Source organism: Rosenbergiella nectarea (assembly GCF_900111105.1).
Classification (GTDB): Bacteria; Pseudomonadota; Gammaproteobacteria; order Enterobacterales; family Enterobacteriaceae; genus Rosenbergiella; species Rosenbergiella nectarea.
Map to the genome: position 1 here is coordinate 1,773 of NZ_FOGC01000013.1, position 24,872 is coordinate 26,644.

A 24,872-nucleotide genomic window follows, 5' to 3' on the forward strand; every position below is an offset into this window, starting at 1 on the left:
CTAAAGAGGATAGAGACAATTTTATAGTTAATGTTACCCACTGGATGCCCATGCCAGAACCTCCCGCCGAGTAACCCCCTATAGCTCATTTAAGAATGGGCTATGTGGGTAATACTGCCCTAATCGATTTAAGCACCTACGGGTGCTTTTTTTACGCCCTCATATCAGCGCCTATTCAACGAGTGGGCGGTTATATGACAACAACACTTAACGGAGTATCGCTAATGACCATCAACGTCAATAGCGGCGTCATTGGCGCTGCTACCACTTACTTTAAAACTCAACTAGACCGCATCAAACGCTTTGTTAATGACGCGGCAAGACCTAATCGGGAGGCGTTTGCATGATTGACTTATTCAAGTTAGCACAAGCCATGAGTAGAGAGGCTATCGAGTCGAAAGACAAAGAACTTTGGGCATTGGCAATGAGTTACCTATGGAGGTCAAAATGGACTTGCAAACAGTAAGAGAGCTAAAGCTGATAGTCGAAACTCTGCGCTCAGGCTCCAATGAGCTAGAGAACGAGCTAATTAAGCAACGCATCGACGAAGTTATCGAACCTATCAAGTCAAACCCCATCTTCGAGTTACTCATCAAGTTAAACGAAACAGATAACACCAGGCGGGCCGTCCAATACTTGCAAGATTACGACATGGGTGCTCAGGATAAAGGCACTGAATCACTTTACGACATGGTTGAGTCGCGTGTTATCGCTGAACGTGCATTTGAAATTTACGACCACAGAAAAGACTTTCAAGGGGCAGCATAATGACTACCGCATTAGCAACAATGGCAAATAAGCTAGCAACTCGCCTAGGTATGGAAGCTGGCACAGAGTTGATGAGCACCCTAAAAAATACAGCATTCAAAGGCGGGAACGTTACAGATGAACAGTTTACTGCCCTGCTGATTGTTGCAAACCAGTACGGACTGAACCCATGGACTAAAGAGATTTATGCGTTCCCTGATAAAGGGGGAATCGTTCCTGTGGTTGGCGTTGATGGATGGGCTAGGATTATCAATGAGCACCCTCAGTTCGATGGCATGGAGTTTAATTACGACAAGGATGAAGGCGCTTGTACTTGTAAGATTTACCGCAAGGATAGGAACCACCCAACAATCGTTACCGAGTACATGGGCGAGTGTAAAAGAAATAGCCAGCCTTGGCAGTCACACCCTACCCGTATGTTACGTCACAAGTCACTTATACAGTGCGCAAGGATGGCATTCGGCTTTGCTGGAATATTTGACCAGGATGAAGCGGAGCGAGTAATCGAAGGAACGCCAGCGGGCGTTGACGCTGGTAAGCAATCAGACGAAAGGCGACCTGAGCTAGTTTCCGCTGCTGAAAAATCTGCGCAGTCTGGAATAGAGGTGTTCAAGTCTCACTGGCTAAGCCTATCTCCCGCAGACAGAGCAATCATCGGTAATGACGAAAAAGAGCGCATCAAGCGTATTAGTGAAGATGCTAGCGGCGTGGTAGATGGTGAGGTAGTTAATCAGGAGGTCGCATAATGGAACAGCGTACTGATGATTGGTTTGCGGCCCGTTGCGGTCGCATTACTGCTAGTCGACTTGCCGATGTGATGGCAAAAACAAAGTCTGGTTACTCTGCCAGTCGAAAAAATTACATGATGGAACTGATATGCCAGCGGCTAACAGGAAAAGTTGAACAGGGGTTTACCAGTGTCCCGATGATTCGAGGAACCGAACTTGAACCAGTGGCGAGGGAAATGTATGTGCTTAACCAGTTCGATGCTGAGGTGAAAGAAGTTGGCTTTATCCTCCACCCTGTCATAGATGGATTCGGCGCGTCACCTGATGGCTTAGTCAATGATGATGGGCTTATCGAAATCAAATGCCCGAATACTGCTACGCACTTGGAAACCATGCGAACTGGCAAACCAAAGCGTGAATATCTCCTGCAAATGCACGCCCAGATGATGTGTACGGGACGCAAATGGTGTGATTTTGTCAGTTACGACGACCGTTTACCGCAGGACTTAGCTTACTTCGAGACAAGAATTCATCAGGATGATGAACTGGTCAAGGAGATAGAGGTCGAGATTGCTTCATTCCTATCCGACATGGAGCAGGAAATCTCTACAATCCTGAGTCACAGGAAGGTGGCATGAAAAAGATACCCCACTTTCGTAGAAACGCAGGTGGGCCAATGTCAGGGATGACCGAAAAAATAGAATGGAAGCTATCTAAAGGCCCACAGACAGGACAGCAACTAGCTGACCACTTCAAGTTAACCCTCGGTCAAATTAACACAATCATGCGCGGTAGCTTTCGAGGTGAAACCAGCAAGGTTTCATTCGGTGAGCCATACCCAACAGAAGGTCGAGCCATGGATAGGCTCTATACGCTGGAAAAGAAACCTAAGCGTGTTATGCATAAGGAAAAGAAACAGATAATCCTCAACTACCTGCAATACGAAGAACAACGCCGGGCATAACCCCATCGCCAAGGAAGGCTAACTTATAGTGGAGAGTAGTAATGATTGCATTAACACAAGAACGTAAAATTGCTCTAATAGAACACGCTGATGAAATAAAAGACCGACTTTCTGAGTACGGTTACCCGTTTCAGCCTCACAAGACCAAGCAATTACTAGATATAGCCCTAGCATCACTAACGGCAGAGCCAAAAGTGTTCATCCACCATAACATGCTTGATAGCATGACAGGTGAAGGAGGAAGAGTTTGCGGTAGAGTTTGGAATTCATCTACAGATGAGATATCGAATGAAGGGCGCATCCCATTATTCACCGCATCGCCAGTGCCGGAGATTAAGTTGCCTGATAGAGATAAATTACCCGGATGGGCTAGAAATCATGAGGATTCTCTTGGTTGGTACGAATCAGAAATCAAACGCCTAAACGGATTGGGGGAATAACTATGATTGCATTAACAAAAGAGAAGCGTGAAGAGTTGATTAGATATTACGGCACAATTATTGATTGGCATAAAGACAGGCTTTCTTCTTACTTAAGCGATTTTGATAGAGGAGCTATTGAATCATCAAAGTTAATGACAGAAATAGCCCTAGCATCACTAACGGCAGAGTGTAAGTATTTCCAATGGAAATGGGCTAAGGATGAAAACGCCGTTTGGACTACAACGCCTATAGAAAAGCTGAGTGATGCAGTTTCAGCTTTTGGTAAAGACGGGGAAAACGTAATTTATAGAATGCTATTCACCGCCCCACCAGTGCCGGATATTAAGTTGCCTGGTGACCACGAAGGGACTGAACATACCGATTACCATTCTGGTAAAAAGGATGGATGGAATGAGTGCCTAGCAGAAATAAAACACCTAAACGGATTGGGGGAGTGATGGTTACTTTATCGATATTAAACTTTTCAATTGTCTGTGGATTGCTTGGGGCCGGAATTATTTGTGCCTTTATTCTTCTTATGCTGGCTATTGGAGGGCATATCAGGACATGACTCTCGGCTTCGCCCTATTCCTAATTATCAACAATCAAGCATTACCCCTCAATAACACAATCTACCCCCACCCAATTACAATGCGAGCATCAGATAGAGGCTATGAAAGATATACAGCCTAAGTATGAGCTTGTGTGTGGTGAAGTGGTAAGGAATACATGAATGATTAGTTTTATTCGGTATCTGAAAAATACCAAGTTGGCTATAGGCCAAATTAAAAATGGAGAGTGGATTGCCCATGTAAATGGGTGTGATGGTCAAATCTATAGTGCTCACCGAAATGGACACGTACTATGGATAGCAAATGGCCCTTTCTTCTGCGAAATAGTAGAAATGGATGGAGTTATATGCAAGAAGGCTTTTGGGTTTATCCTTCGCCATGTTGTTTGGTGGGCTGGCGCGAGAAAATTGCGCGGAGTAAAAGCAATACCTCCTGCCCCTAACTTGGATAATTAGAGGGAGCCATGCGTGAGGTTATTCGCGGCGATACCGAACCAGTGCATATCGTGGTCGCCAGTAAAGCAATTGATAAGCATCGACTGAAGTACGGAACTGGCAATAAGTATCACCATGTCGTGTATTCAGTCGGCTACCGTGACCGACATTATCAAATCGAAGTAGTCACCAGAAAGACAACCATATCCGCAACAGTAATAACCGGATGCAGGAACCTAACCAGAGTTCATCATCAGCAATGAGGTAAAAATGATTAATGAACTTGAGCGACACATACTGAAGCAGCGTAATGAGCTGGCTGAAATTCTTAATAAAGTTGTAAGCAGTTATCTAAGGAATGAAAAAAATATCGACCCAGTTATCTTGTCCAAAGCATCCGAAATTATCAAGAAATACCCACACGTTAACAGCAAATAACCCCCCTTAAATCAACCCACCCTATTCCCGCACCGATAATCGGCGGCATTGTCATGCCTGCGGGAAGGTAAAGGAGAATGCTATGCAGATTGAACAATTAGTCACTGAAAAAGAAGTTATGAGCCTCTTACACATACGCTCACGGTACACAATTTGGAAGTACCGCAAAGAGCGTAACTTTCCTCAGCCGGTTCGCACCCATCCTTCACAATTTCGCCCATCAGACATTCAAGCGTGGATCGACAATGGTGGCGTTAATCAGAAAGCTTCTTAATGTGCTCGAACAGCCTCTCAGCGTGAAGTTCATAGGCTTTGCGCTGGTCCTCTATCCAATCGTGTTTGTTATACACCGCCATAACCCCGCCCAACTCATGCCCCAACATTTTCTCAATGACATGGGGCATTACTCCTTCCTCTGATAGTCGCGTTGCTATGGTCCTTCGAAAGTCGTGTGTTCGCCAGTTATCAATATCTATCGAATCCCTAACTCTGCCAATAAACCGATTTGCTGCTGAGATAGTTATAGGCTTGCTCAGGTCATCACCAGGGAAAAGGTTCTCTTTGTAAGTAGTTAATGCCTTTTCAAGTAATGGCTCAATCTGTGGAAATATTGGTCGGCGAATGGTGTTACCCATTTTGCTGTTTGCCGCAGGCACCGTCCAAACTCCATCCTCCAGGTTAAAGTCACCTTTCACAGCCAATCGTAACTCGGATATTCTTGCGCCCCATAAAATGAGCATTTGGTGGAGAAGCTTATTCGACGTAGCAGCTCTACTTCTTTCTATACCAATCCATACTTTTGCTAACTCGGTGTAAGTAAGAACCCGGTCACCCACTGCTGAAGCAACGCCGAAGTCTTTCGGCATGATGTTCATAATTGCGCAGCTATCAACATATTGTCGCCTGATACACCAACTTATTGCCGATCGGAGTTGAGATAGAACTTGTCTTGCTCTGCGAGGATTAGCCTTTTCTTCTTTCGTGAAGAAATCCACCCATTGCCTTGTGGTTATCTGGTCAATCGGAGTGCTTGGGAATGCGCCATCCATTATTTTAATAACGGTAGACTCGTAGAGTTGCTGAGTCTTAGGGCGAAGAGACGCCGTAACATAGTTATCGTTCCAGTAAATCAGGCAGTCTTTTAATGTGACTGACTTAACCTCTTCTTTATGAAGTGATGTCTTAGGGTCCACTCCGGCGAAGTAAAGCTCCCTGAACTCTGCTACTATGTTTCGCGCTTGTTGAAGTGATATTGAAGGGTAGCGACCAATAGAAATACGCTGAGCCGAACCTTTCCACCGATAACGGTATTGAAAGGTAATAACTCCCTTCGGAGAGACTCGTGCACCAAGACCTTCGGCATCAGTTAGTTCTGCCGGACCGGTATAAGGTTTGCCGAGAAGTTTTCTAAGTTTAACGTCGCTGATTGCCATTTTTATATTATGTACGCACTAAAATAAAATTATGTACTCAATGTGTACGCAATATGTCATGTACAAAACTGGATTACAATGTACAAAAAACTACAACAGTGTACGGAGAGCTACAAGTATGTACGTTAAAGTATTGATTTAACTGTACAATAAACTACAAATAGTGACGATAATGTATGAAAAACAACGATACAGTACAGCCTACTTTCCTCTTTCACGATTATGAGACCTTTGGTACACATCCTGCCTTAGATAGGCCCGCACAATTTGCTGGGGTGCGTACAGACAGTACTTTTACGGTGATCGGCGAACCAGAAGTCTTTTATTGCAAATTGGCTGACGATTATCTTCCTCAACCAGAGGCCGTATTAATTACCCATATCACGCCGCAAGAAGCGCAACAAAAAGGCGTGATAGAGGCGGCGTTTACCCAACGTATTCATCATCTGTTCAGTGAGCCAAATACCTGCATCATCGGGTATAATAATATACGGTTCGATGACGAGGTCACCCGCCACCTTTTCTATCGTAATTTTCATGACCCTTATGGATGGAGTTGGCAAGAGGGTAACTCTCGCTGGGATTTGTTGGATGTGATGCGCGCCTGTTATGCGTTGCGCCCTGAGGGAATTGAATGGCCAGAGAACGAGCAAGGCTTGCCAAGTTTCAAGCTTGAACATCTCACGAAAGCGAACGGCATTGCCCACACGCAGGCGCATGATGCGATGTCAGATGTCTATGCAACGATTGCCATGGCGCAACTGGTCAAAGAAAAACAGCCAAAGTTATTCGATTTTCTCTTTACTCATCGTAATAAACACCGCCTCACTAGCTTGATTGATATTCCGCAGATGAAACCTTTAGTGCATGTGTCAGGAATGTTTGGCGCGGCGCGCGGGAATACCAGTTGGATTGTGCCTCTCGCTTGGCATCCAGATAATAAGAATGCGTTGATAACCGTAGACTTAGCGGGAGAGATCGCGCCACTCCTTACTCTCGATAGCGATGCCTTACGAGAAAAGCTGTATCAGACCAAAGAAGAACGCGGTGATAGTGCCCCTATCCCGTTAAAGCTAGTCCATATCAATAAATGTCCAGTCTTAGCGCCCGCCAGTGTACTACGTCCCGAAGATGCCGCACGCTTGGGCATTGATCGACAAACCTGCTTGAATAATCTAACACTGTTACGCCAGCATCCTGAGATCCGTGAAAAAGTGGTCGCTTTGTTTGCGGACAAAGCCCCTTTTCCTGCAAACCATGATGTCGATAACCAGCTTTATGATGGCTTTTTCTCCACGGCGGATAAACAGACAATGGACGTTATTCGTCAGACCCATCCTCAGCATTTACCGGCAATGGATTTACGCTGGAGCGATAAACGAATCGATGAGCTTCTGTTCCGTTTTCGGGCAAGAAATTATCCTGGGACACTTGATGAGATCGAGCAACAACGCTGGATGGAATACCGACGCTCGGTTCTGACGCCAGACAGGGTCAACGACTATTTTGAGCAGCTCACTGTATTACTACAAGAGCATCAAGAATCACCTGATAAAGTTGCCCTGTTACAGGCCTTAGCCCGCTACGCTCAAGAACTGTTGAGTTAAAAAAAAAGCCTGCTAGGCAGGCTTTCTTAATTAGAGGAACGAAATTACTTGTTAGGGATCTCAGAAACGACTTTAACTTCGCTCTTATTAATCTGTTGTTTTACACCGTTTGCATCGGTGTAGCCCACTAAGCCGGCATCCGTTTCTTTAGGCTTACCATCGCTGACTATCGTGCGCCCATCAACAGTATGGATTGCATAGCTGGTACGTGTACAACCCGATAATGCACAAACCGCGATCATTGCTACAGCAGGGATAATCAACTTCTTCATATGACACTCCTTGAGATATGTAATTTATCAGTTCGATTTAAGTATAGACCCTTTTTTACATTTTGCAGGATGCAAAAAAAAACCGACCTCGTAAGGTCGGTTTTCAAGTCATGCAATGATGCTTAACGTTCTTCGGTATACTGTGGAACCGGCAGGCGGAAGCCCTTGGTGACAATAGCAAGATAGATAATACCGATTGCCGCCCAGATTAAGCCTAATTCCATTGAGCTTTTCTCTAAGTTCACCCAAAGCGCACCGACCGTCAACGCCCCACAGAGGGGTAGGATCAAGAAGCGGATATTATCTTTCAGCGTGCGACGCAGTTTTTCGCGGATCCAGTATTGCGAAATCACCGATAGGTTTACGAAGGTGAAGGCCACCAGCGCACCAAAGTTAATTAACGCTGTGGCGGTCACTAAGTCGAAGTTAATCGCTAACAATGCAATAGCGCCAACCAGTAATACGTTGAAGACCGGCGTATGGAATCTCGGGCTAATGTAGCCGAAGAAACGTTTAGGGAATACCCCATCACGCCCCATGACATACATCAAACGGGAAACCCCTGCATGGGCTGCCATGCCTGACGCGAGTACCGTGACACAAGAGAAAATCAAAATACCGAATTGGAAGGTTTTACCTGCCACATACAGCATAATTTCCGGTTGTGAAGAGTCAGGATCTTTAAAATGACTCACATCAGGGAAATAGAGCTGTAAGAAGTAAGATACCGCAATGAACAGTAATCCTCCAATCAGCGCCGTTAAGAAGATCGCTTTCGGGATAACACGCTTAGCGTCTTTTGTCTCTTCCGATAGTGAACTAATGCCATCGAAGCCCAAGAAGGAGAAACAGAGTATCGTCGCACCGGTTATCATCGGCACCACCTGCGAATTCTCAGTCCAGAATGGCTTACTGCTGACTAATGTTCCCTCACCTGTGCCATGCGCCACACCGTAAATGACCATAGCGACTATCACTAACATTACCGTGATCTGTAAGACAACAATCAGACCATTAAAGTTAGCAACCGTACGAATACCTTTCAGGTTAGTCAGGGTCATAAAGCCAACTAATAGCACAACGAAAATCCACGATGGGATCCCTGGGATCAGTGACTCAAAATAGCTTTTGGCGAGCAAAATGTTAATCATCGGCATAAACAGATAATCAAGCAGCGACGACCAACCCACCATGAAACCAACATGCGGGCAAATCGATTTCTGTGCGTAAGTGTACGCAGAACCCGCTGAGGGGAACCGGTGAACCAGTTTTCCATAACTTAGCGCAGTAAACAGAATCGCTATTAGGGCGAAGGCATATGCCGTGGCAACATGCCCACCTGTTAAATTCGTAACGATGCCAAAAGTATCAAACAAGGTCATTGGCTGCATATAGGCTAAGCCAATCATAACGACCGGGAACAGCGTCAGTGTTTTCTTTAAGCTGGCACGTGATTGTGCTGGAGATGCATTAGTCTGCATGGTGTTGCCCCCCTATAGCCGCAATCGACACGGACTGCACCACAGGGAAACTCCGCAAAGGGAGGGAAGGAGTGACATTGATAGGCTGTGAAATAGCCTTAGCGCCGTAGTCATCGCGAAAGCGAGCAGCTGCTGCTACTTGCATAATAGTTGATGGCCCCATTACTTTTCCTCTAAACATACGCTCAAGCGTGAAAGGGTGACTAAGCCGACGTAGGCCGACCAATTAAACACTACTAGTAAGTTTTACTGCAAAAAAATAACCGACGCACGGTTAATTAAAACAGTTTACGTCGGTTATCTCGAATTTTGCAGGCCGCGCATTGTGCCTAAATCCAGCTTTTAAAACAAGCCCTTCTGGGTAAAACCTCAGAATTTTCTTTATCTACTTTAGGTCATTTAGCCGAGTGGCATAGTGTAGGGATCGCTATAGCGGTAGTGGAACCCTAAACTTCGACAAATGGCCTCACCGTTCACCCACTTTCCTGTAGAGGCTTGCGGATCTATCGTCTCAAACGTTGGGGGTTCGGCGCCAAGTTGCTTCGCGACAAACGGATAAAACTCATCACGCCTTGGATGCTGATGTGCTGACAGATTAAAGGTCGTCCCCGAGTGTGTCGACGCGATAAGGAGTGTGATAGCGTCTATCACATCGTCAAGGTGTACTAGATTGACCGGATGATTTCCCTGCTTCAACTGTTTTTTACCTGCCAAAAAGCGGCCAGGATGTCGATCAGGTCCGACTAAACCGGATAGTCGTAAAATATCGACTTCAATACCGGGTAGTTGGTGCAGCCATTGCTCAAGGGCGACTAAGCGTTTGCCAGCGGGAGTGACCGGCAGGAGCGGACTTGCTTCGACCATTTCACCTGACTGATCGCCATACACCGAGGTTGAGCTAGTAAAGATCACCCGCTTCACGCCGTTGGCTATCGCCGTATCGACCAGATTTTGAACAGCATTCACATAGTGCTCCCCCCCCTCACTGCTACGTGATGCGGGTAAGGTAATGAGTAGAGTATCCACCGACATCAATTGCTCTAGCTCTTCGAAATCGCACTCAATATCGGGCGTAGTGATCAATTTAACCGCAGAAATTCCGCAGCGCCGGGCGGCAAGAATACCATCTTCAGACGTTTTGGACCCTTGCACATCGTAGCCACGCTGGCTGAGCGCCAAGGCCAAAGGCATCCCTAACCACCCTAATCCAATAATCGCTATTTTTTTCATACCGGTCTCGCCGTCAAAAGTCATGGTCCAAGGTTAGCGCGACTCTGCTTTGCCCACCAGTAAAGTTATCTGAGTTTGTTGTAAAAAAATCGCTTCGGTGGCGAAAAAACGGTTGCCAAGGTCAATTAACTCGGCTAGGTTAAATAACATCACTTTTTTCCAATACTTGGAGAAGAAAATTATGAATTTTGTTCAAACCCGCCATCATCACCATCATCATCCTGACTAGTCTTTCAGGCGATGACGGCTGGAAGACGATTAGGTCTTCCTCTGGTTTGAACGTATAAAGCCCCCGGAAGATCGCTCTTCCGGGGGCTTTTTTAATGCCCATAATAATGACAAAAACAATGACAGACAGAAAAGTAAATCAAGAGGATTGGTGTAATGTTGGATAACACGCGTTTACGTATTGCAATGCAGAAATCAGGCCGTTTAAGTGATGAATCTCGCGAACTTCTCACCCGTTGTGGAATAAAAATCAATCTACAACAACAGCGTTTAATTGCCTTTGCTGAGAACATGCCTATCGATATTCTACGAGTGCGTGATGACGATATTCCAGGTTTAGTGATGGATGGTGTCGTGGATTTGGGGATAATCGGCGAGAACGTATTAGAAGAAGAAGTACTAACGCGTCGTGCGCAAGGTGAGGACCCTCAACTCTCGATTTTACGCCGTTTAGATTTTGGTGGGTGTCGTCTCTCTCTCGCCATGCCTGCTGACAGTGTCTACACAGGTCCTGAATGTTTAGATACCAAACGTATTGCCACCTCTTACCCACACTTATTAAAGAAATATTTCGATTCGAAAGGCCTGACCTTCAAATCTTGCTTACTAAATGGTTCGGTTGAAGTCGCGCCACGCGCGGGGCTGAGCGATGCCATCTGTGATCTCGTCTCTACCGGTGCAACCCTAGAGGCCAACGGATTACGTGAAGTCGATGTCATTTATCGTTCTAAAGCCGTATTGATCCAACGCGCAGGCGAGTTATCGGATGATAAGCAAGCCCTGGTTGACCGACTGATGACCCGCATTCAAGGCGTTATTCAGGCACGTGAATCGAAGTACATCATGATGCACGCGCCGAGTGAAAAACTTGAGCAAATCATCGACCTGTTACCCGGTGCCGAGCGCCCGACCGTACTGCCATTGGCCGGTGACCAATCGCGTCTTGCCTTACACATGGTGAGTAGTGAAACACTGTTCTGGGAAACGATGGAAAAACTCAAAGCACTGGGCGCTAGCTCCATCTTAGTCCTACCCATTGAGAAAATGATGGAGTAACCGATGAGCACGCTTAATCCTATCGTCTCTTGGGCGACCCTTTCGCCCGCCGAGCAGCAAAAAATGTTACAGCGCCCAGCGATGGCGGCTGCCGATAACATTCGCCACACGGTACAACAGATTTTGGCACAGGTCAGTGAAGAAGGTGACGCGGCACTGCGTCGCTTTAGCCAACAGTTTGATCGCTGTGAAATAGAACAGTTCGCGGTGACGCCTGCTCAAGTAAATCAGGCATGTGAGCGTGTGAGTCCAGCGCTTAAGCAAGCCATGGCGGTGGCCCGCGATAATATTGAGACCTTTCACCAAGCACAGCAATTGGCCGGTGTCGACATCGAAACGCAACCGGGCATCCGTTGCCAGCAAGTGACGCGCCCTATCCAAGCCGTCGGTCTTTATATCCCAGGCGGCAGCGCGCCACTGTTTTCGACCGTATTAATGTTGGCAACGCCCGCGAAGATTGCGGGTTGTGCTCGGCGGGTGCTCTGTTCGCCGCCCCCTATCGCCGATGAGATCCTCTATGCCGCTAAACTCTGTGGTATCGAGGAGATCTATCAGATCGGGGGGGCTCAGGCGATTGCGGCGATGGCCTTTGGTACCGAGACACTGACCTCCGTCGATAAGATTTTTGGTCCGGGTAACGCCTGGGTCACCGAGGCAAAACGTCAGGTGAGCCAGCACCTATCCGGCGCGGCAATCGATATGCCCGCAGGCCCGTCAGAAGTATTAGTCATCGCCGACAGTGGTGCGACGCCGGCTTTTGTGGCAGCCGATCTGCTCTCACAAGCCGAGCACGGCCCCGACTCTCAAGTCATTTTACTGACGCCTGACCAACAGATTGCGGAACAGGTGGTCGCAGAGGTTGAACAACAATTAGCGCAGCTGCCACGCTCGGAGACCGCCGCGCAAGCGTTAACCTCCAGCCAGATCATCGTTACCCAAGATTTAGCGGAATGTATCGCTATATCCAATCAATATGGTCCCGAACACCTTATCTTGCAGGTCAGATCACCGCGTGACTGGGTCGACAGTATCAGCAGTGCTGGATCGGTATTCCTCGGTGATTGGTCACCGGAGTCCGCGGGCGACTATGCGTCAGGCACCAACCATGTGTTGCCGACCTATGGCTATACTGCGACCTATTCCAGCTTAGGGTTAGCCGATTTTCAAAAACGGATGACACTGCAAGAATTGACCCCGCAAGGGTTTCTCTCTCTCGCCGAGACTATCGAAACATTGGCGGCGGCAGAACGGTTAACTGCGCACAAAAATGCAGTGACGCTACGCGTTAAGGCGCTTAAGGAGTCTTCATGAGTGACCCGATGAGTCAGCTTGTCCGTAAAAATGTTAGAGACTTGACGCCTTACCAATCTGCACGGCGGTTAGGGGGCTGCGGTGACGTCTGGCTGAATGCTAACGAATACCCAACGCCGGTCAACTTTTCGCTGACCCAGCAAACCTTAAATCGCTACCCCGAATGCCAACCTCGCGAGGTAATTAGCCGATATGCTCAGTATGCTGGGCTGACCCCAGACAACGTTCTGGTCAGCCGGGGAGCCGATGAAGCGATCGAACTGCTGATCCGCGCATACTGCGAACCGGGGCAAGATACTGTACTGTATTGTCCACCGACTTACGGTATGTATAGCGTCAGTGCCGAAACCTATGGTGTACAGACCAAGACCCAGCGGCTCACTGAGGCATGGCAACTCGATGTGCCCGCCATCCTTCAGCAAATAGACTCGGTAAAAATTGTCTATATCTGTAGTCCGAACAATCCAACCGGTCACTTACTCAAGGCCGAAGATATTCGCCAAGTCTTAACGGCCACCGCAGGGAAGGCGTTAGTGGTGGTCGATGAAGCCTACATTGAGTTCTGTCCACAAGCCTCTGTCGTTAGTTGGATGCAGCAATTCCCCCACTTAGTGGTGTTACGCACCTTATCCAAAGCCTTTGCCTTAGCGGGTCTACGCTGTGGATTTACCTTGGCGCAACCTGGGGTTATTCAAACATTGTTGAAAGTGATCGCGCCCTACCCCCTTTCAACACCGGTTGCGGATATCGCCAGCCAAGCCTTGAGTGATGAAGGGCTTAGCGCGATGCGTGCCCGTGTTGCGGAACTTAATGCGATTCGCGATACCTTTATTCCCCGTCTTGCTGAATTACCTTGTGTTGAGCAAGCCTTCCTCAGTGACACGAACTATTTCCTGATCCGCTTCCACGACTCCCCTGCCATTTTTAAAGGGTTATGGGATCAGGGGATCATTCTACGAGACCAAACGAAGAACCCGCTCCTCGGTGGATGTCTGCGTGTATCGATTGGGACTGAAGCAGAAATGGAATCACTTTATCAAGCCTTGACACAATTTGGTCCTAAGGGAGCGCGCCAATGACCACTAAAACCTTATTTATCGACCGCGATGGAACACTGATCAGCGAACCTCCTCTCGATTTTCAAGTTGATCGTCTTGATAAGTTAGCCTTCGAACCGGGTGTGATCCCTGCACTGCTCGACTTACAAAAAGCGGGCTATGAGTTGGTGATGATCACCAACCAAGACGGATTAGGAACGGACAGCTTTCCGCAAGCCGATTTCGATCCGCCACATACCTTGATGATGCAGATACTTGCCTCACAAGGAATTCAATTTTCTGACGTATTAATTTGTCCACACTTACCGACGGATAACTGTGCGTGTCGTAAGCCGAAAACGCTACTCGTCGAGCAATGGCTGGTCGAAGGCAAACTTGATAAGGCACAGAGTTACGTTATTGGCGATCGGGCAACCGATATTACCTTAGCCGACAATATGGGCATTCAAGGGATCCGCTATGGCGCTGACGGGGAAACTTGGCCCACTATCGCGAAACGTCTGTGCCGCAAAGATCGTTATGCAAAAGTCGTGCGTAACACGCACGAGACGCAAATTACGGTGGAAGTGTGGCTAGACCGAGAAGGCGAAAACCAGATTTCGACCGGTATTGGCTTCTTTGACCATATGCTCGACCAAATTGCTACCCACGGTGGCTGCCGCTTGAACATCCAAGCAAAAGGCGATCTGCATATCGATGATCATCACACAGTAGAAGATACCGGTTTAGCCTTGGGCGAAGCGCTACTGAAAGCTTTAGGCGATAAACGCGGTATTGGACGCTTTGGGTTTACCTTACCGATGGACGAATGCCTCGCACGCTGTGCGCTGGATATTTCAGGCCGTCCTTGGCTAGAGTATAAAGCTGAATTCACCCATCAGCACGTCGGTGACCTCAGCACAGAGATGATTGAGCACTTTTTCCGCTCACTCTCTTACACCATGGCCGCGACCTTACACTTAAAAACCAAAGGTAAAAATGACCACCACCGTGTAGAGAGTCTGTTCAAAGCCTTTGGTCGTACGCTGCGTCAGGCGATACGCGTTGAAGGCAATACCTTGCCAAGCTCAAAAGGGGTGCTGTAATGGACATAGTCATCCTTGATACAGGCTGTGCCAACTTGTCATCGGTAAAATGGGCCGTTCAACGCTTGGGCTATCAGCCTACGGTCAGCCGCGATAAACACCTGGTCCTCTCGGCAGATAAGCTGCTACTGCCCGGCGTCGGTACCGCGAGTGCGGCGATGCAGCAGCTTGAAGAGCGCGAATTAATTTCGCTTATCACTCGCTGTACCCAGCCCGTGTTAGGTATTTGCCTAGGGATGCAAATTCTCGGCAGTCACAGTAAAGAGCGCGGCGAGATCAAAACCCTAGGATTAATTCCAGAAGAGGTGCGCGCCTTAGAGACCGGTGAACTGCCAACCCCGCACATGGGCTGGAACCAAGTGACGGCGCAAGCGGGTCACCCGCTATTTCGCGATATCGATAAAGAAGCCTATTTCTACTTTGTACACAGCTACGCGATGCCAGTAAACGCGTTCACTATTGCGCAGTGTCACTATGGTGAAGCGTTCTCCGCTGCCGTGCAACGCGATAATTTTTATGGGGTTCAGTTCCACCCAGAGCGCTCTGGCGCTGCGGGCGCTCAGCTGCTGAAAAACTTTTTGGAGATGTCATGATTATCCCAGCGTTAGACCTGATTGAAGGCGCGGTCGTCCGTTTACATCAGGGTGATTATGGCCAGCAACGTGATTATGGTCGTGAGCCCCTCCCGCGTCTGCAATCTTATCAGCAACAAGGCGCAGAAGTGCTGCATCTTGTCGATTTGACCGGTGCTAAAGATCCGGCCGCGCGACAGATTACCCTATTATCCGAACTGCTCGCAGGCGTCTCGGTACCCGTGCAAGTCGGTGGGGGTATTCGTCAACGTGACGACGTTGTGGCGTTATTACAAGCCGGGGCTAGCCGTGTCGTGGTGGGATCTACCGCGATCCGCCAGCCTGAAATGGTTAAGGCCTGGTTCGAGGAATTTGGGCCAGACGCAATCGTATTGGCCTTGGATATCCGCATTGATGAGCATCAGCGTAAAGAGGTGGCCATTAGCGGCTGGCAAGAAGCCTCTGGTGTCACATTAGAGCAGGTGATTGCTGATTACGAGCCCTACGGCCTACGTCACGTATTGTGTACCGATATTTCGCGCGATGGCACCCTAGCTGGCTCGAACGTCGAGCTGTATCAAGTAATTACCGCGACTTGGCCGGCAATCGCTTTCCAGTCTTCAGGTGGCATCGGCTCGCTGGAAGATATTGCCGCCCTGCGGACCAGCGGTGTGCAAGGCGTTATTGTCGGTCGCGCATTATTAGAAGATAAATTTACTGTCTCGGAGGCAATTTCATGCTGGCAAAACGGATAATTCCTTGCCTTGATGTGCGCGAGGGTCAGGTGGTAAAAGGGGTGCAGTTTCGCGACCATGAAGTGATCGGTGACATCGTGCCGCTTGCTGCGCGTTATGCGGCAGAAGGCGCGGATGAGCTGGTTTTTTATGATATTACCGCCTCCTCTGCGGGACGTGTCGTGGATAAAAGCTGGGTCGCGCGGGTTGCTGAAGTGATCGATATCCCGTTCTGTGTGGCGGGCGGTATTAAATCGGTCGAAGAGGCTGCTGAAATTCTTTCTTTCGGTGCAGATAAAATTTCGATCAACTCCCCCGCTCTGGCGGATCCCGAATTGATTACTCGCCTGGCTGACCGCTTCGGTGTGCAGTGTGTTGTCGTCGGTATCGATACTTGGTTTGACGAGAGTACAGGCACCTATCACGTCAAACAATTCACCGGGGATGAGGCGCGGACGCGCAATACCTCATGGCAAACCGCGGAATGGGTGAAAGAAGTGCAACAGCGCGGTGCTGGCGAAATTGTGCTGAATATGATGAATCAAGACGGCGTTCGCCAAGGCTACGATCTCACCCAGCTGGCTTCAATCCGCGAGATCTGTCATGTACCGCTCATCGCTTCCGGTGGCGCAGGGAACCCGCAGCACTTCCTCGACGCCTTTACTCAAGCGAACGTCGATGGCGCCTTAGCGGCCTCGGTCTTCCACAAGCAAATCATTAATATTGGTGAACTCAAGCAGTTCCTACATGATAATCAGATTGAGGTTCGTCTATGTTAACGTCTGAAGCAATGGCCGCACTGGATTGGCATAAAACAGATAATCTGATCCCGGCGATTATCCAACATGCTGTCTCCGGTGAAGTATTGATGCTCGGTTATATGAATCAAGAGGCATTAGCCGCGACTCAGCAAAGTGGCAACGTGACCTTCTGGTCGCGGAGCAAGCAACGGTTATGGACTAAGGGCGAGTCTTCTGGGCACTTTCTAACCGTTAAGCAAATCACTGCTGATTGTGATCGCGACAGCTTACTGGTGTTAGCCTTACCTCATGGACCAACCTGTCATACTGGCACCTCAAGTTGTTTCTCCCCTGCCGCCTCGGATTGGCAGTTCCTATGGCAACTTGAACAATTGCTGGCCAGCCGTAAAGCGGCTGATCCGAGCAGTTCCTATACGGCGAGCTTATATGCCAGCGGCACTAAGCGTATTGCGCAAAAAGTGGGGGAAGAAGGGGTCGAAACGGCATTAGCGGCCACCGTCAACGATCGTGAAGAACTGACGAACGAAGCGTCAGATCTGCTTTATCACCTGATTGTCCTGCTACAAGACCAAGATCTTGATTTGAGTGCGATTATTTCCAATTTACGCCAGCGTCATCAAGCATAAATCTTAGAGGTGGGCGGCTAGCTGCCACTCACTTCTATTAAAATTCCCTCTAATAAATTCCCAAACAGTAAAAATCTTATTCACACACCCCTGTAATTCTCTGCATACTAACGCCCTTTTCCCCTTTGGAGACGGTGAATGGATTCTCTTACCTCTGAAATTAAACGCAGCTTTACGCTTTTCTCATTATGGCGAACCTTGGCGTGGAACGACGTGCTCAATCGCTATCGGCGTTCCGTGTTAGGACCATTTTGGATCACAATTAGTATGGCAACGACTCTGTTAGCCATGGGTCCGCTTTACGGCAGCCTGTTTAACCTCACTTTGGCTAATTTTCTGCCTCATCTATGTCTGGGATTAATTTTCTGGTCACTCTGCACGGGAGTGATTAATGAAAGCAGCACTGCATTCAACGATTCCGCCCACTTTATTCGTCAAATCCCCTTACCTTTTCCGCTCTATATTTTACGCGTCACATGGCGGCAGCTCATCATCCTGTTACATAATCTTACGGTAGTCCCTTTCGTCATGCTTGTTTACCCCCCTAACTGGTCGTGGGCCATGCTTTTGCTGATACCGGCACTTCTCATTACCCTCGTTTTTTTAAGTAGCGTCGGATTAATTACTGCCATTCTCTGCACCCGTTACCGCGATGTCGCACCGATTATCACGAGTGTAATGACACTGCTATTCTTTGTTACCCCAATCATTTGGCAGTTATCGTTACTCTCGGTCGAGCAGCAGTATTTTGCGCGACTCAACCCTTTTACACATTTTATTGAACTGCTGCGCGGAACGACTTTAGGACACTATCCTTCCTTGATGGAATGGGGGTTAACTGCTCTGTTTGCTCTGTTGGCCGCCGTAATTGCCAGTACCCTTATCTCCCACACGCATAAGCGTATCGCTTATTGGATATGAATAATGTATATCGATTGTCAGCATCTCAAGATTGAATTTCCAATTTATAATGCCCAACAACGGTCGATTAAGCGTTCACTGCTTAATCTGGCAGGAGGGCGATTGGGCCAAGCCGGTGGCACGATGACAGTTAACGCATTGGAAGATATTACCTTTAGGTTAGCAGAGGGGGATCGCTTAGCGCTGCTGGGCCATAATGGCTCGGGTAAAACGACCTTACTGCGTGCGTTAGCGGGCGTTTACAGCCCCAGTGGTGGATACGTTAAGACCTGCGGCCGGATTAGCTCGTTGTTGGATGCTACGCTCGGGATGGAACCCGAATTGACCGGTATTGAAAATATTAAACTCAGAAGCTTATTGATGGGGATACCTAAGCAACAACTCCCTTCCCTGATTGACGAAGTGATAGCGTTCAGTGAATTGGAGGAGTTTATCTACTTACCGGTACGCACCTATTCCAGTGGCATGGTGCTACGATTAGCCTTCGCCATTTGTACTGCACAGCCGCCGGAAATACTGCTTATGGATGAGTGGATAAGTGTGGGAGATGCGCAGTTTAAAGATAAGGCGGAGAAACGTTTACAGCAGTTTATCCAGCAAGCTGCAATTTTAGTGATCGCCACCCACGATGCACACCTAGCGGAACGCGTCACAAATCGCCAACTTCATTTGGTACATGGACGGATCGCTGGGTAAAAAAAAAGCCAGTGACACAGTCACTGGCTTGCTAGGACATTTAACCTAAGAGTTAGTCTAACCACTCAGTGTGGAAAACACCTTCTTTGTCGGTACGCTTATAAGTGTGCGCACCAAAGTAGTCACGTTGAGCCTGGATCAGGTTAGCAGGCAGAACTTCTGAACGGTAGCTATCGTAGTAAGCAATCGCTGCAGAGAAAGTTGGCATTGGGATACCGTTCTGCACCGCATAGCTCACTACATCGCGTAACGCTTGTTGATATTCGTCCGCGATATTTTTGAAGTACGGTGCCAGCAGCAAGTTAGCGATTTCTGGGTTCTCTGCATAAGCATCAGTGATTTTTTGCAGGAATTGTGCACGGATGATACAACCCGCACGGAAGATTTTCGCTAATTCGCCGTAGTTCAGATCCCAGCTATATTGGTCTGACGCTGCACGAAGTTGAGAGAAACCTTGTGCGTAAGAGACAATTTTACCTAGGTACAGAGCACGACGGACTTTCTCGATAAATTCTGCTTTATCACCGTTGAAGGCAGCCACTTTTGGTCCAGTCAGGACTTTAGAGGCAGCAATACGCTGTGATTTAAGCGAGGAAAGGTAACGTGCGAATACTGACTCAGTGATCAGTGATAATGGCTCACCAAGGTCGAGTGAGCTTTGGCTGGTCCACTTACCCGTACCTTTGTTTGCGGCTTCATCAAGAATGACGTCAACCAAGTAGTTACCGGTATCATCTTTCTTAGTGAAAATATCTTTGGTGATATCAATTAGGTAGCTGCTCAGCTCGCCTTGGTTCCATTCACTAAAGGTCTTCGCTAATTCTTCATTAGAGAGACCTAAAGATCCTTTCAGTACAGAGTAGGCTTCAGCAATCAGCTGCATATCACCGTATTCGATACCATTGTGAACCATTTTGACATAGTGACCCGCACCGTCTGGACCAATATAGGTCACACAGGCTTCGCCTTCAGCACGCGCAGCGATTTTATCGAAAATCGGTGCCACTAACTCGTAAGCTTCTTTTTGACCGCCAGGCATGATTGAAGGGCCTTTTAATGCACCTTCTTCACCGCCGGAAACACCGGTACCGATAAAGTTGAAGCCTTGATCGGACAGCTCTTTATTACGGCGAATAGTATCTTTATAGAAGGTGTTACCACCGTCGATCAGGATATCGCCTTTATCAAGGTGTGGCGTGAGCGAGGCAATCGTCTTATCCGTCGCTTCACCCGCTTGTACCATTAACAGGATACGGCGAGGTTTTTCTAAAGACTCGACAAATTCCTCAACGCTGTAGAATGGCGCGAGTTTTTTACCTGGGTTTTCTGCAATCACTTCATCCGTTTTTTCACGTGAACGGTTGAAGATTGAGACAGTATAGCCACGGCTTTCAATATTTAGCGCGAGATTACGGCCCATTACTGCCATTCCGACAACACCAATTTGCTGCTTAGACATTACATTCTCCTGTCTGGTAGAAAGCTTACCTATGTGAACATTATGTTCTAGGTTTGTTAGCACGTACCTTGTCCTATAAGTTATATAAAAACCTGACCGGGAAATCCATGCTTAACGCACGTTTGATCAAGTCCTCGCCGGTCAGATGCTTATTAATTACACTTATTGACGGTATCCATGAGGATTTTTTTGCTGCCAACGCCAAGTATCGACCATCATTTCGTCAACACCCCGTGAGACGCTCCACTTTAATTCTTTCGCCGCCAAGGCAGGATCAGCCCAAAATGCGGCAAGGTCACCCGCACGGCGAGGCTTAATTTCAAACGGGATGGTACAGCCTGAAGCCTGCTCAAACGCACGGATCATCTCTAATACCGAGTAGCCTTTGCCTGCTCCAAGATTATAAGCACGATAGCCTTGTGTCTGTTGTAGGTGGTCCAAGGCTTTTAAATGGCCTTCCGCAAGGTCCATCACATGAATGTAATCACGTTGACAGGTACCGTCTGGCGTCGGGTAATCACCACCAAATACGCCCAGCTGCGGCAACTTACCGATCGCTACTTGAGCAATATAGGGCAGTAAATTGTTGGGGATCCCTGATGGGTCTTCGCCGATCTCGCCCGACTCATGCGCACCCACTGGGTTGAAATAACGTAAAGCGATCGTATTGAATTGCGGCTCGGCTTTGGCAAAGTCTTGCAATACCAATTCAATCATTAGCTTCGACGTGCCATAAGGGCTGGTGGTTCCACCAATCGCCGTCGTTTCGACATAAGGCACTGGCGCATCTGCCCCGTAGACGGTCGCCGAGGAGCTAAAGATAAAGTTCCAGATCCCCGCGCGGCGCATCTCTTCTAGCAATATCAAGGTACCGGAAACATTATTTTCATAGTATTCCAGCGGCATTCTAGTCGATTCGCCCACCGCTTTTAATGCGGCGAAGTGGATCACATCTGTGATGCTGTACTGAGCGAACAGTGACTGTAAGCAGGCTCTGTCGCGAATATCACCCTCGACAAATGCCGCCTGACGTCCGGTCAACTTAGCAACACGTGCCAGCGCTTCTTGCGAAGCATTGCATAAATTATCCAGAACAACGACGTCATCACCCCGTTGGAGCAGTGCTAAGACGGTATGCGAGCCAATATACCCCGCCCCACCTGTCACTAAAATTGCCATGATTATTTAGCCTACATTAAGAATTAATAAGTTTTTTAATAGAATCTCTAAAAGCCTGCCCAGATTGTGCATTGCGTAAACCGTAGGCTACAAAGGCTTGCATATAGCCCAGCTTACGGCCGCAGTTATAGCTAATGCCATGAAGCTCACTGGCTTCAACGGCTTCGGATTGATTAAGTGAAGCAATCGCATCGGTCAATTGAATACGGCCCCAAGCGCCTGGCTGAGTATCTTCTAGATACGCCCAGATTTTTTCAGACAGCACATAACGGCCAACTGCCGCGAGTTGTGCGGTTTCCGGTAAATTTTCAACATCGGAGGGCTTTTCGATGAAATCGACAATGCGGCAAGTGTCACCTGGGGCAACTAACGGTTGTTCTGTAGTGATAACTGAATATTCTGCAAGTTCTTCACGAGGGAGAGTCTGACACAGCACTTGTGAATGCCCAGTTTCTGCAAAACGCGATAGCATCGCCGCCAGATTATAGCGCAGTGGATCGGCACTCTGGTTATCCAGAATGACATCGGGCAGTACCACTACAAAAGGGTTATCGCCGACAATTGGCTTCGCGCAGAGAATCGCATTACCCAAGCCCAACGGCTGGGGTTGACGCACATTCATTATGGTTACACCTGGAGGACAGATATTTTTAACTTCGCTAAGAAGCTGACGTTTTACTCGCTGTTCGAGGAGTGCCTCAAGTTCGTAGGTCGTATCGAAATGGTTTTCTACCGCATTTTTAGAGGCATGCGTGACTAAGATAATCTCTTTGATACCCGCGGTGACACACTCGTCGATGATGTACTGAATCATCGGCTTATCAACGATAGGTAACATCTCTTTTGGAATCGCTTTGGTCGCTGGCAACATATGCATACCGAGACCGGCAACAGGAATAACCGCTTTCAAATTTTTCATCTCTCATCCACTGGTTGGGGTGCGTGTACGATAGTATCGATGAGCCTAACCCTTCAAAGCATAGGGAGAGTCTGAAACTCTCCCTGCATTATCATGATGAGGGGTGTTTAGTCTTATCGTTATCTTTAAGCCACTGTTGTAATCGATTCTTAAGATTATTTTTCAATAACCTATCGACCGATAGTGAATACTGCAAGTTATTCCAAGGACCGTAAAAACGTAACGGAATAGGTTGATTGGCCAGAAGGGCAATCATGCCGGGGTCACCTTTCCACCCGCGGGTTAGCAGGTTGAAGGTGATATCAAGCTGTCGCTGGGCGAAATTGATATCGCCTAGCGCATTTAATGAGACTTGTGCATTCTGGCCTTCTAAGCGAGTCAGCTGCAGCGTGCCATTCGTTAAAGTAAAGTTACCCCGCATATCAGGGATCACTGGGTGCAGAGTAGGGTCAGAGTTAACGCGATTACTGGCGCGCGTTACCGCATCGATAACCATTTGTTGAACGTTCATCTGAGGGATATCTAACCCAATAAGATCTATCGTTGAGCGACCTTGCCACTGGGTGATGATCTCCTTACCGCGTAATCCCTGCCCCGTAAAGTCGCCTTGCAACGAGATATCCCCGCGCAATACCAGCGGTATCTGCAATAATTGCTGAACCACTTGCAGCGGGATACGCTGTAAATCGGTATGCAGGTCCACGGTAGCTAAGTTTTGTCGAAAATCGACCTTACCCTGAATCGCGAATTGACCGTTGTCCACCTTACCGGAGAGCGTTTTAAGACTCATCATGCCCATGGCATTATGCGCATCCAGTACTAATCCCTCGACTGTCACGCCGTGCCACATTGCTTGATTAGCCGTGAGTTGGCTGGAAATTTCGCTTCTATTCAGCCAGTCGATAAAGCCACGATTATTTTTTACCACCACCACCGGAGTCCGCGCGCGAGTTTTCTCAGGGGTATTTTCTGAGGTGTTTGTCTGAGCAGAGAGTTGCTGAGAGACTTGTGGCTCACTGGATAGCAACAACTGGTCGAAATTAGCATTCTGTGAATGCAACTTTAGTTTAAGTTGTAAGGCTGGCGCTAATACGCCGCTCGCTTCCCCACTAAAATTACTATCATTGGCGTGCAGGCTAAAGTTGGTCAGGTCAAAAGCGTTGCTCAGCGGTGACCATTGTGCGATAAAGGTTGTTTCCCCCTTCACACCCTCTTCAGGTAATGAAACACCTTGTAACTGATAACTCCCGCGATCGACCGTGAAGGCCAATTTATGTGGGTAATGACGGGCATCCATCTGTCCTTCGAAATCGATAGAAAAGGTCTGCTGATTTCGAGTCAATGCGGTGCTTAAGCGATATTGACCGACTCGCGAGGCATCTTGATGTAAGCTGAAATTTACATCGCGAAAATTGAGTTGCTCGCCTTGCGGGTCTTGCCAGATAAGTAAACTGTTCGCCACCGACACGTTCGCAATGTCTAAGGACCAGTTGCCTAAAGAGGGAGAAAATCCGTTATTATCATCCGGTGCGATCGGTCCCGCTTGGGCAGTTTTGGCTGCCGCATCCGGCGTCGCCTGAATGACCGCATGCATAACTAAGACTTTACTAATGTGTAGCTGATGAGAGATCAAAGGAAGCAGCTCAACATCTAAGCGCATATTGTCGGCCGTCACCGCAGGCTGTGAAGCCCCCGGCGCGGTAAGAGCAATAGGCCCGCTTAAAATGCTCAGTCTTGGCCACACGTGCCAACGCAGATCGCCTTTAAGCGTCAGTTGATAACCACTGCGCTTTTTAACCTGTTGCACCATATAATGTTTAAAATCATTTGGATTCACCAACAGGACTAATGCAGACATCCCTGCGACCAGTACCGCAATGAGAATGGCGAAGGTGGTTATCAGCTTTCTCATGCCATC

General features: G+C 48.1%; 31 protein-coding genes and 1 other annotated feature. Of the genes, 22 read left to right on the forward strand and 9 right to left on the reverse strand.

Annotated elements, in window-relative coordinates; all coding sequences use genetic code 11:
* The 11 genes from BMX14_RS17060 to BMX14_RS14055 form a co-directional block, all read left to right on the forward strand.
* Positions 1-74, forward strand: a 74-nt coding sequence (locus BMX14_RS17060) for a DUF551 domain-containing protein (protein WP_196237604.1), incomplete at its 5' end; no start/stop codon positions are given.
* A gap of 120 nt (positions 75-194) precedes the next feature.
* Positions 195-347 carry a hypothetical protein gene (locus BMX14_RS16630; protein ID WP_177173171.1) on the forward strand — a complete coding sequence of 51 codons (153 nt, stop codon included), beginning with the start codon at positions 195-197 and terminating at the stop codon, positions 345-347.
* 100 nt (positions 348-447) lie between these two features.
* Positions 448-768 (forward strand): hypothetical protein, encoded by a 321-nt coding sequence (locus tag BMX14_RS14015; protein ID WP_092677815.1) that lies wholly within the window; start codon positions 448-450, stop codon positions 766-768.
* The gene (gene bet / locus BMX14_RS14020) at positions 768-1,514 is read left to right on the forward strand and encodes a phage recombination protein Bet (RefSeq protein WP_092677817.1); all 747 of its coding nucleotides are present in this window, start codon (positions 768-770) and stop codon (positions 1,512-1,514) included. Before BMX14_RS14015 ends, bet begins: the two co-directional genes overlap by 1 nt.
* Positions 1,514-2,134 carry a lambda exonuclease family protein gene (locus BMX14_RS14025; RefSeq protein ID WP_177173172.1) on the forward strand — a complete coding sequence of 207 codons (621 nt, stop codon included), beginning with the start codon at positions 1,514-1,516 and terminating at the stop codon, positions 2,132-2,134. Before bet ends, BMX14_RS14025 begins: the two co-directional genes overlap by 1 nt.
* On the forward strand, positions 2,131-2,460 hold the full coding sequence (locus tag BMX14_RS14030) for a hypothetical protein (protein WP_092677821.1): 330 nt from the start codon (positions 2,131-2,133) through the stop codon (positions 2,458-2,460). The genes BMX14_RS14025 and BMX14_RS14030 overlap by 4 nt, the downstream gene beginning before the upstream one ends.
* Before the next feature lie 41 nt (positions 2,461-2,501).
* Complete coding sequence (locus BMX14_RS14035; protein WP_092677822.1) at positions 2,502-2,900, forward strand: hypothetical protein; 399 nt, start codon at positions 2,502-2,504, stop codon at positions 2,898-2,900.
* Positions 2,901-2,902: 2 nt separating this feature from the next.
* Entirely contained in the window at positions 2,903-3,340 is a 438-nt protein-coding gene (locus BMX14_RS14040) for a hypothetical protein (protein WP_092677824.1), read from the forward strand.
* 275 nt (positions 3,341-3,615) lie between these two features.
* Positions 3,616-3,909 carry a hypothetical protein gene (locus tag BMX14_RS14045; RefSeq protein ID WP_092677825.1) on the forward strand — a complete coding sequence of 98 codons (294 nt, stop codon included), beginning with the start codon at positions 3,616-3,618 and terminating at the stop codon, positions 3,907-3,909.
* Between the two features lie 8 nt (positions 3,910-3,917).
* On the forward strand, positions 3,918-4,151 hold the full coding sequence (locus BMX14_RS14050) for a DUF4060 family protein (protein WP_092677826.1): 234 nt from the start codon (positions 3,918-3,920) through the stop codon (positions 4,149-4,151).
* A gap of 257 nt (positions 4,152-4,408) precedes the next feature.
* The gene (locus BMX14_RS14055) at positions 4,409-4,600 is read left to right on the forward strand and encodes a helix-turn-helix transcriptional regulator (protein ID WP_092677827.1); all 192 of its coding nucleotides are present in this window, start codon (positions 4,409-4,411) and stop codon (positions 4,598-4,600) included.
* On the opposite strand, the gene BMX14_RS14060 is transcribed toward BMX14_RS14055, so the two are convergent.
* Positions 4,581-5,759, reverse strand: a complete 1,179-nt coding sequence (locus tag BMX14_RS14060; RefSeq protein WP_092677829.1) for a tyrosine-type recombinase/integrase — start codon at positions 5,757-5,759, stop codon at positions 4,581-4,583. The genes BMX14_RS14055 and BMX14_RS14060 overlap by 20 nt on opposite strands.
* Before the next feature lie 176 nt (positions 5,760-5,935).
* Here BMX14_RS14060 and sbcB point away from each other — a divergent pair, with 176 nt between their 5' ends.
* A complete protein-coding gene (gene sbcB / locus BMX14_RS14065; protein WP_092677830.1) occupies positions 5,936-7,366 on the forward strand; it encodes an exodeoxyribonuclease I in 1,431 nt (476 codons plus the stop codon).
* A gap of 44 nt (positions 7,367-7,410) precedes the next feature.
* Here the strand turns inward: sbcB and BMX14_RS14070 are convergent, their stop codons facing one another.
* From BMX14_RS14070 to BMX14_RS14080, 4 genes are all read right to left on the reverse strand, one after another.
* Positions 7,411-7,638, reverse strand: coding sequence for a YgdI/YgdR family lipoprotein (locus BMX14_RS14070; protein WP_048912232.1), 228 nt, complete (start codon positions 7,636-7,638; stop codon positions 7,411-7,413).
* A gap of 122 nt (positions 7,639-7,760) precedes the next feature.
* Entirely contained in the window at positions 7,761-9,119 is a 1,359-nt protein-coding gene (locus tag BMX14_RS14075) for an APC family permease (RefSeq protein ID WP_092677832.1), read from the reverse strand.
* Positions 9,109-9,282: a hypothetical protein gene (locus BMX14_RS16635; RefSeq protein WP_177173173.1), complete on the reverse strand. Its 174-nt coding sequence runs from the start codon at positions 9,280-9,282 to the stop codon at positions 9,109-9,111. The genes BMX14_RS14075 and BMX14_RS16635 overlap by 11 nt, the downstream gene beginning before the upstream one ends.
* 236 nt (positions 9,283-9,518) lie before the next feature.
* Complete coding sequence (locus BMX14_RS14080; protein WP_092677974.1) at positions 9,519-10,349, reverse strand: SDR family oxidoreductase; 831 nt, start codon at positions 10,347-10,349, stop codon at positions 9,519-9,521.
* 204 nt (positions 10,350-10,553) lie between these two features.
* Positions 10,554-10,673 (forward strand) — a sequence feature (His leader region).
* 60 nt (positions 10,674-10,733) lie between these two features.
* On the opposite strand from BMX14_RS14080, the gene hisG reads away from it, so the two are divergent.
* The 10 genes from hisG to BMX14_RS14135 all read left to right on the forward strand — a co-directional run bounded on the left by hisG (position 10,734) and on the right by BMX14_RS14135 (position 19,397).
* Complete coding sequence (hisG, locus tag BMX14_RS14090) at positions 10,734-11,633, forward strand: ATP phosphoribosyltransferase (RefSeq protein ID WP_092677836.1); 900 nt, start codon at positions 10,734-10,736, stop codon at positions 11,631-11,633.
* A 3-nt stretch (positions 11,634-11,636) separates the two neighbouring features.
* Positions 11,637-12,944: a histidinol dehydrogenase gene (hisD, locus tag BMX14_RS14095; RefSeq protein ID WP_092677838.1), complete on the forward strand. Its 1,308-nt coding sequence runs from the start codon at positions 11,637-11,639 to the stop codon at positions 12,942-12,944.
* Positions 12,941-14,023 carry a histidinol-phosphate transaminase gene (gene hisC, locus BMX14_RS14100; protein ID WP_092677840.1) on the forward strand — a complete coding sequence of 361 codons (1,083 nt, stop codon included), beginning with the start codon at positions 12,941-12,943 and terminating at the stop codon, positions 14,021-14,023. Before hisD ends, hisC begins: the two co-directional genes overlap by 4 nt.
* Positions 14,020-15,087 carry a bifunctional histidinol-phosphatase/imidazoleglycerol-phosphate dehydratase HisB gene (hisB, locus tag BMX14_RS14105; RefSeq protein WP_092677841.1) on the forward strand — a complete coding sequence of 356 codons (1,068 nt, stop codon included), beginning with the start codon at positions 14,020-14,022 and terminating at the stop codon, positions 15,085-15,087. The genes hisC and hisB overlap by 4 nt, the downstream gene beginning before the upstream one ends.
* Positions 15,087-15,680, forward strand: coding sequence for an imidazole glycerol phosphate synthase subunit HisH (gene hisH / locus BMX14_RS14110; RefSeq protein ID WP_092677843.1), 594 nt, complete (start codon positions 15,087-15,089; stop codon positions 15,678-15,680). The genes hisB and hisH overlap by 1 nt, the downstream gene beginning before the upstream one ends.
* Positions 15,677-16,414 carry a 1-(5-phosphoribosyl)-5-[(5-phosphoribosylamino)methylideneamino]imidazole-4-carboxamide isomerase gene (gene hisA, locus BMX14_RS14115; RefSeq protein WP_092677845.1) on the forward strand — a complete coding sequence of 246 codons (738 nt, stop codon included), beginning with the start codon at positions 15,677-15,679 and terminating at the stop codon, positions 16,412-16,414. The genes hisH and hisA overlap by 4 nt, the downstream gene beginning before the upstream one ends.
* Positions 16,396-17,172 carry an imidazole glycerol phosphate synthase subunit HisF gene (hisF, locus tag BMX14_RS14120; protein WP_092677846.1) on the forward strand — a complete coding sequence of 259 codons (777 nt, stop codon included), beginning with the start codon at positions 16,396-16,398 and terminating at the stop codon, positions 17,170-17,172. Before hisA ends, hisF begins: the two co-directional genes overlap by 19 nt.
* Positions 17,166-17,780: a bifunctional phosphoribosyl-AMP cyclohydrolase/phosphoribosyl-ATP diphosphatase HisIE gene (gene hisIE, locus BMX14_RS14125; protein WP_092677848.1), complete on the forward strand. Its 615-nt coding sequence runs from the start codon at positions 17,166-17,168 to the stop codon at positions 17,778-17,780. The genes hisF and hisIE overlap by 7 nt, the downstream gene beginning before the upstream one ends.
* Before the next feature lie 138 nt (positions 17,781-17,918).
* On the forward strand, positions 17,919-18,701 hold the full coding sequence (locus BMX14_RS14130; RefSeq protein ID WP_092677849.1) for an ABC transporter permease: 783 nt from the start codon (positions 17,919-17,921) through the stop codon (positions 18,699-18,701).
* Positions 18,702-18,704: 3 nt separating this feature from the next.
* Positions 18,705-19,397 (forward strand): ABC transporter ATP-binding protein, encoded by a 693-nt coding sequence (locus tag BMX14_RS14135; protein ID WP_092677851.1) that lies wholly within the window; start codon positions 18,705-18,707, stop codon positions 19,395-19,397.
* Positions 19,398-19,449: 52 nt separating this feature from the next.
* Here the strand turns inward: BMX14_RS14135 and gndA are convergent, their stop codons facing one another.
* From gndA to asmA, 4 genes are all read right to left on the reverse strand, one after another.
* The gene (gene gndA / locus BMX14_RS14140; protein WP_092677853.1) at positions 19,450-20,856 is read right to left on the reverse strand and encodes an NADP-dependent phosphogluconate dehydrogenase; all 1,407 of its coding nucleotides are present in this window, start codon (positions 20,854-20,856) and stop codon (positions 19,450-19,452) included.
* 162 nt (positions 20,857-21,018) lie between these two features.
* Positions 21,019-22,035, reverse strand: coding sequence for a UDP-glucose 4-epimerase GalE (galE, locus tag BMX14_RS14145; RefSeq protein ID WP_092677855.1), 1,017 nt, complete (start codon positions 22,033-22,035; stop codon positions 21,019-21,021).
* A gap of 16 nt (positions 22,036-22,051) precedes the next feature.
* The gene (gene galF, locus BMX14_RS14150; RefSeq protein ID WP_092677857.1) at positions 22,052-22,954 is read right to left on the reverse strand and encodes a UTP--glucose-1-phosphate uridylyltransferase GalF; all 903 of its coding nucleotides are present in this window, start codon (positions 22,952-22,954) and stop codon (positions 22,052-22,054) included.
* 91 nt (positions 22,955-23,045) lie between these two features.
* Positions 23,046-24,866, reverse strand: coding sequence for an outer membrane assembly protein AsmA (gene asmA, locus BMX14_RS14155; protein ID WP_092677859.1), 1,821 nt, complete (start codon positions 24,864-24,866; stop codon positions 23,046-23,048).
* Between the last annotated feature and the right edge of the window lie 6 nt (positions 24,867-24,872).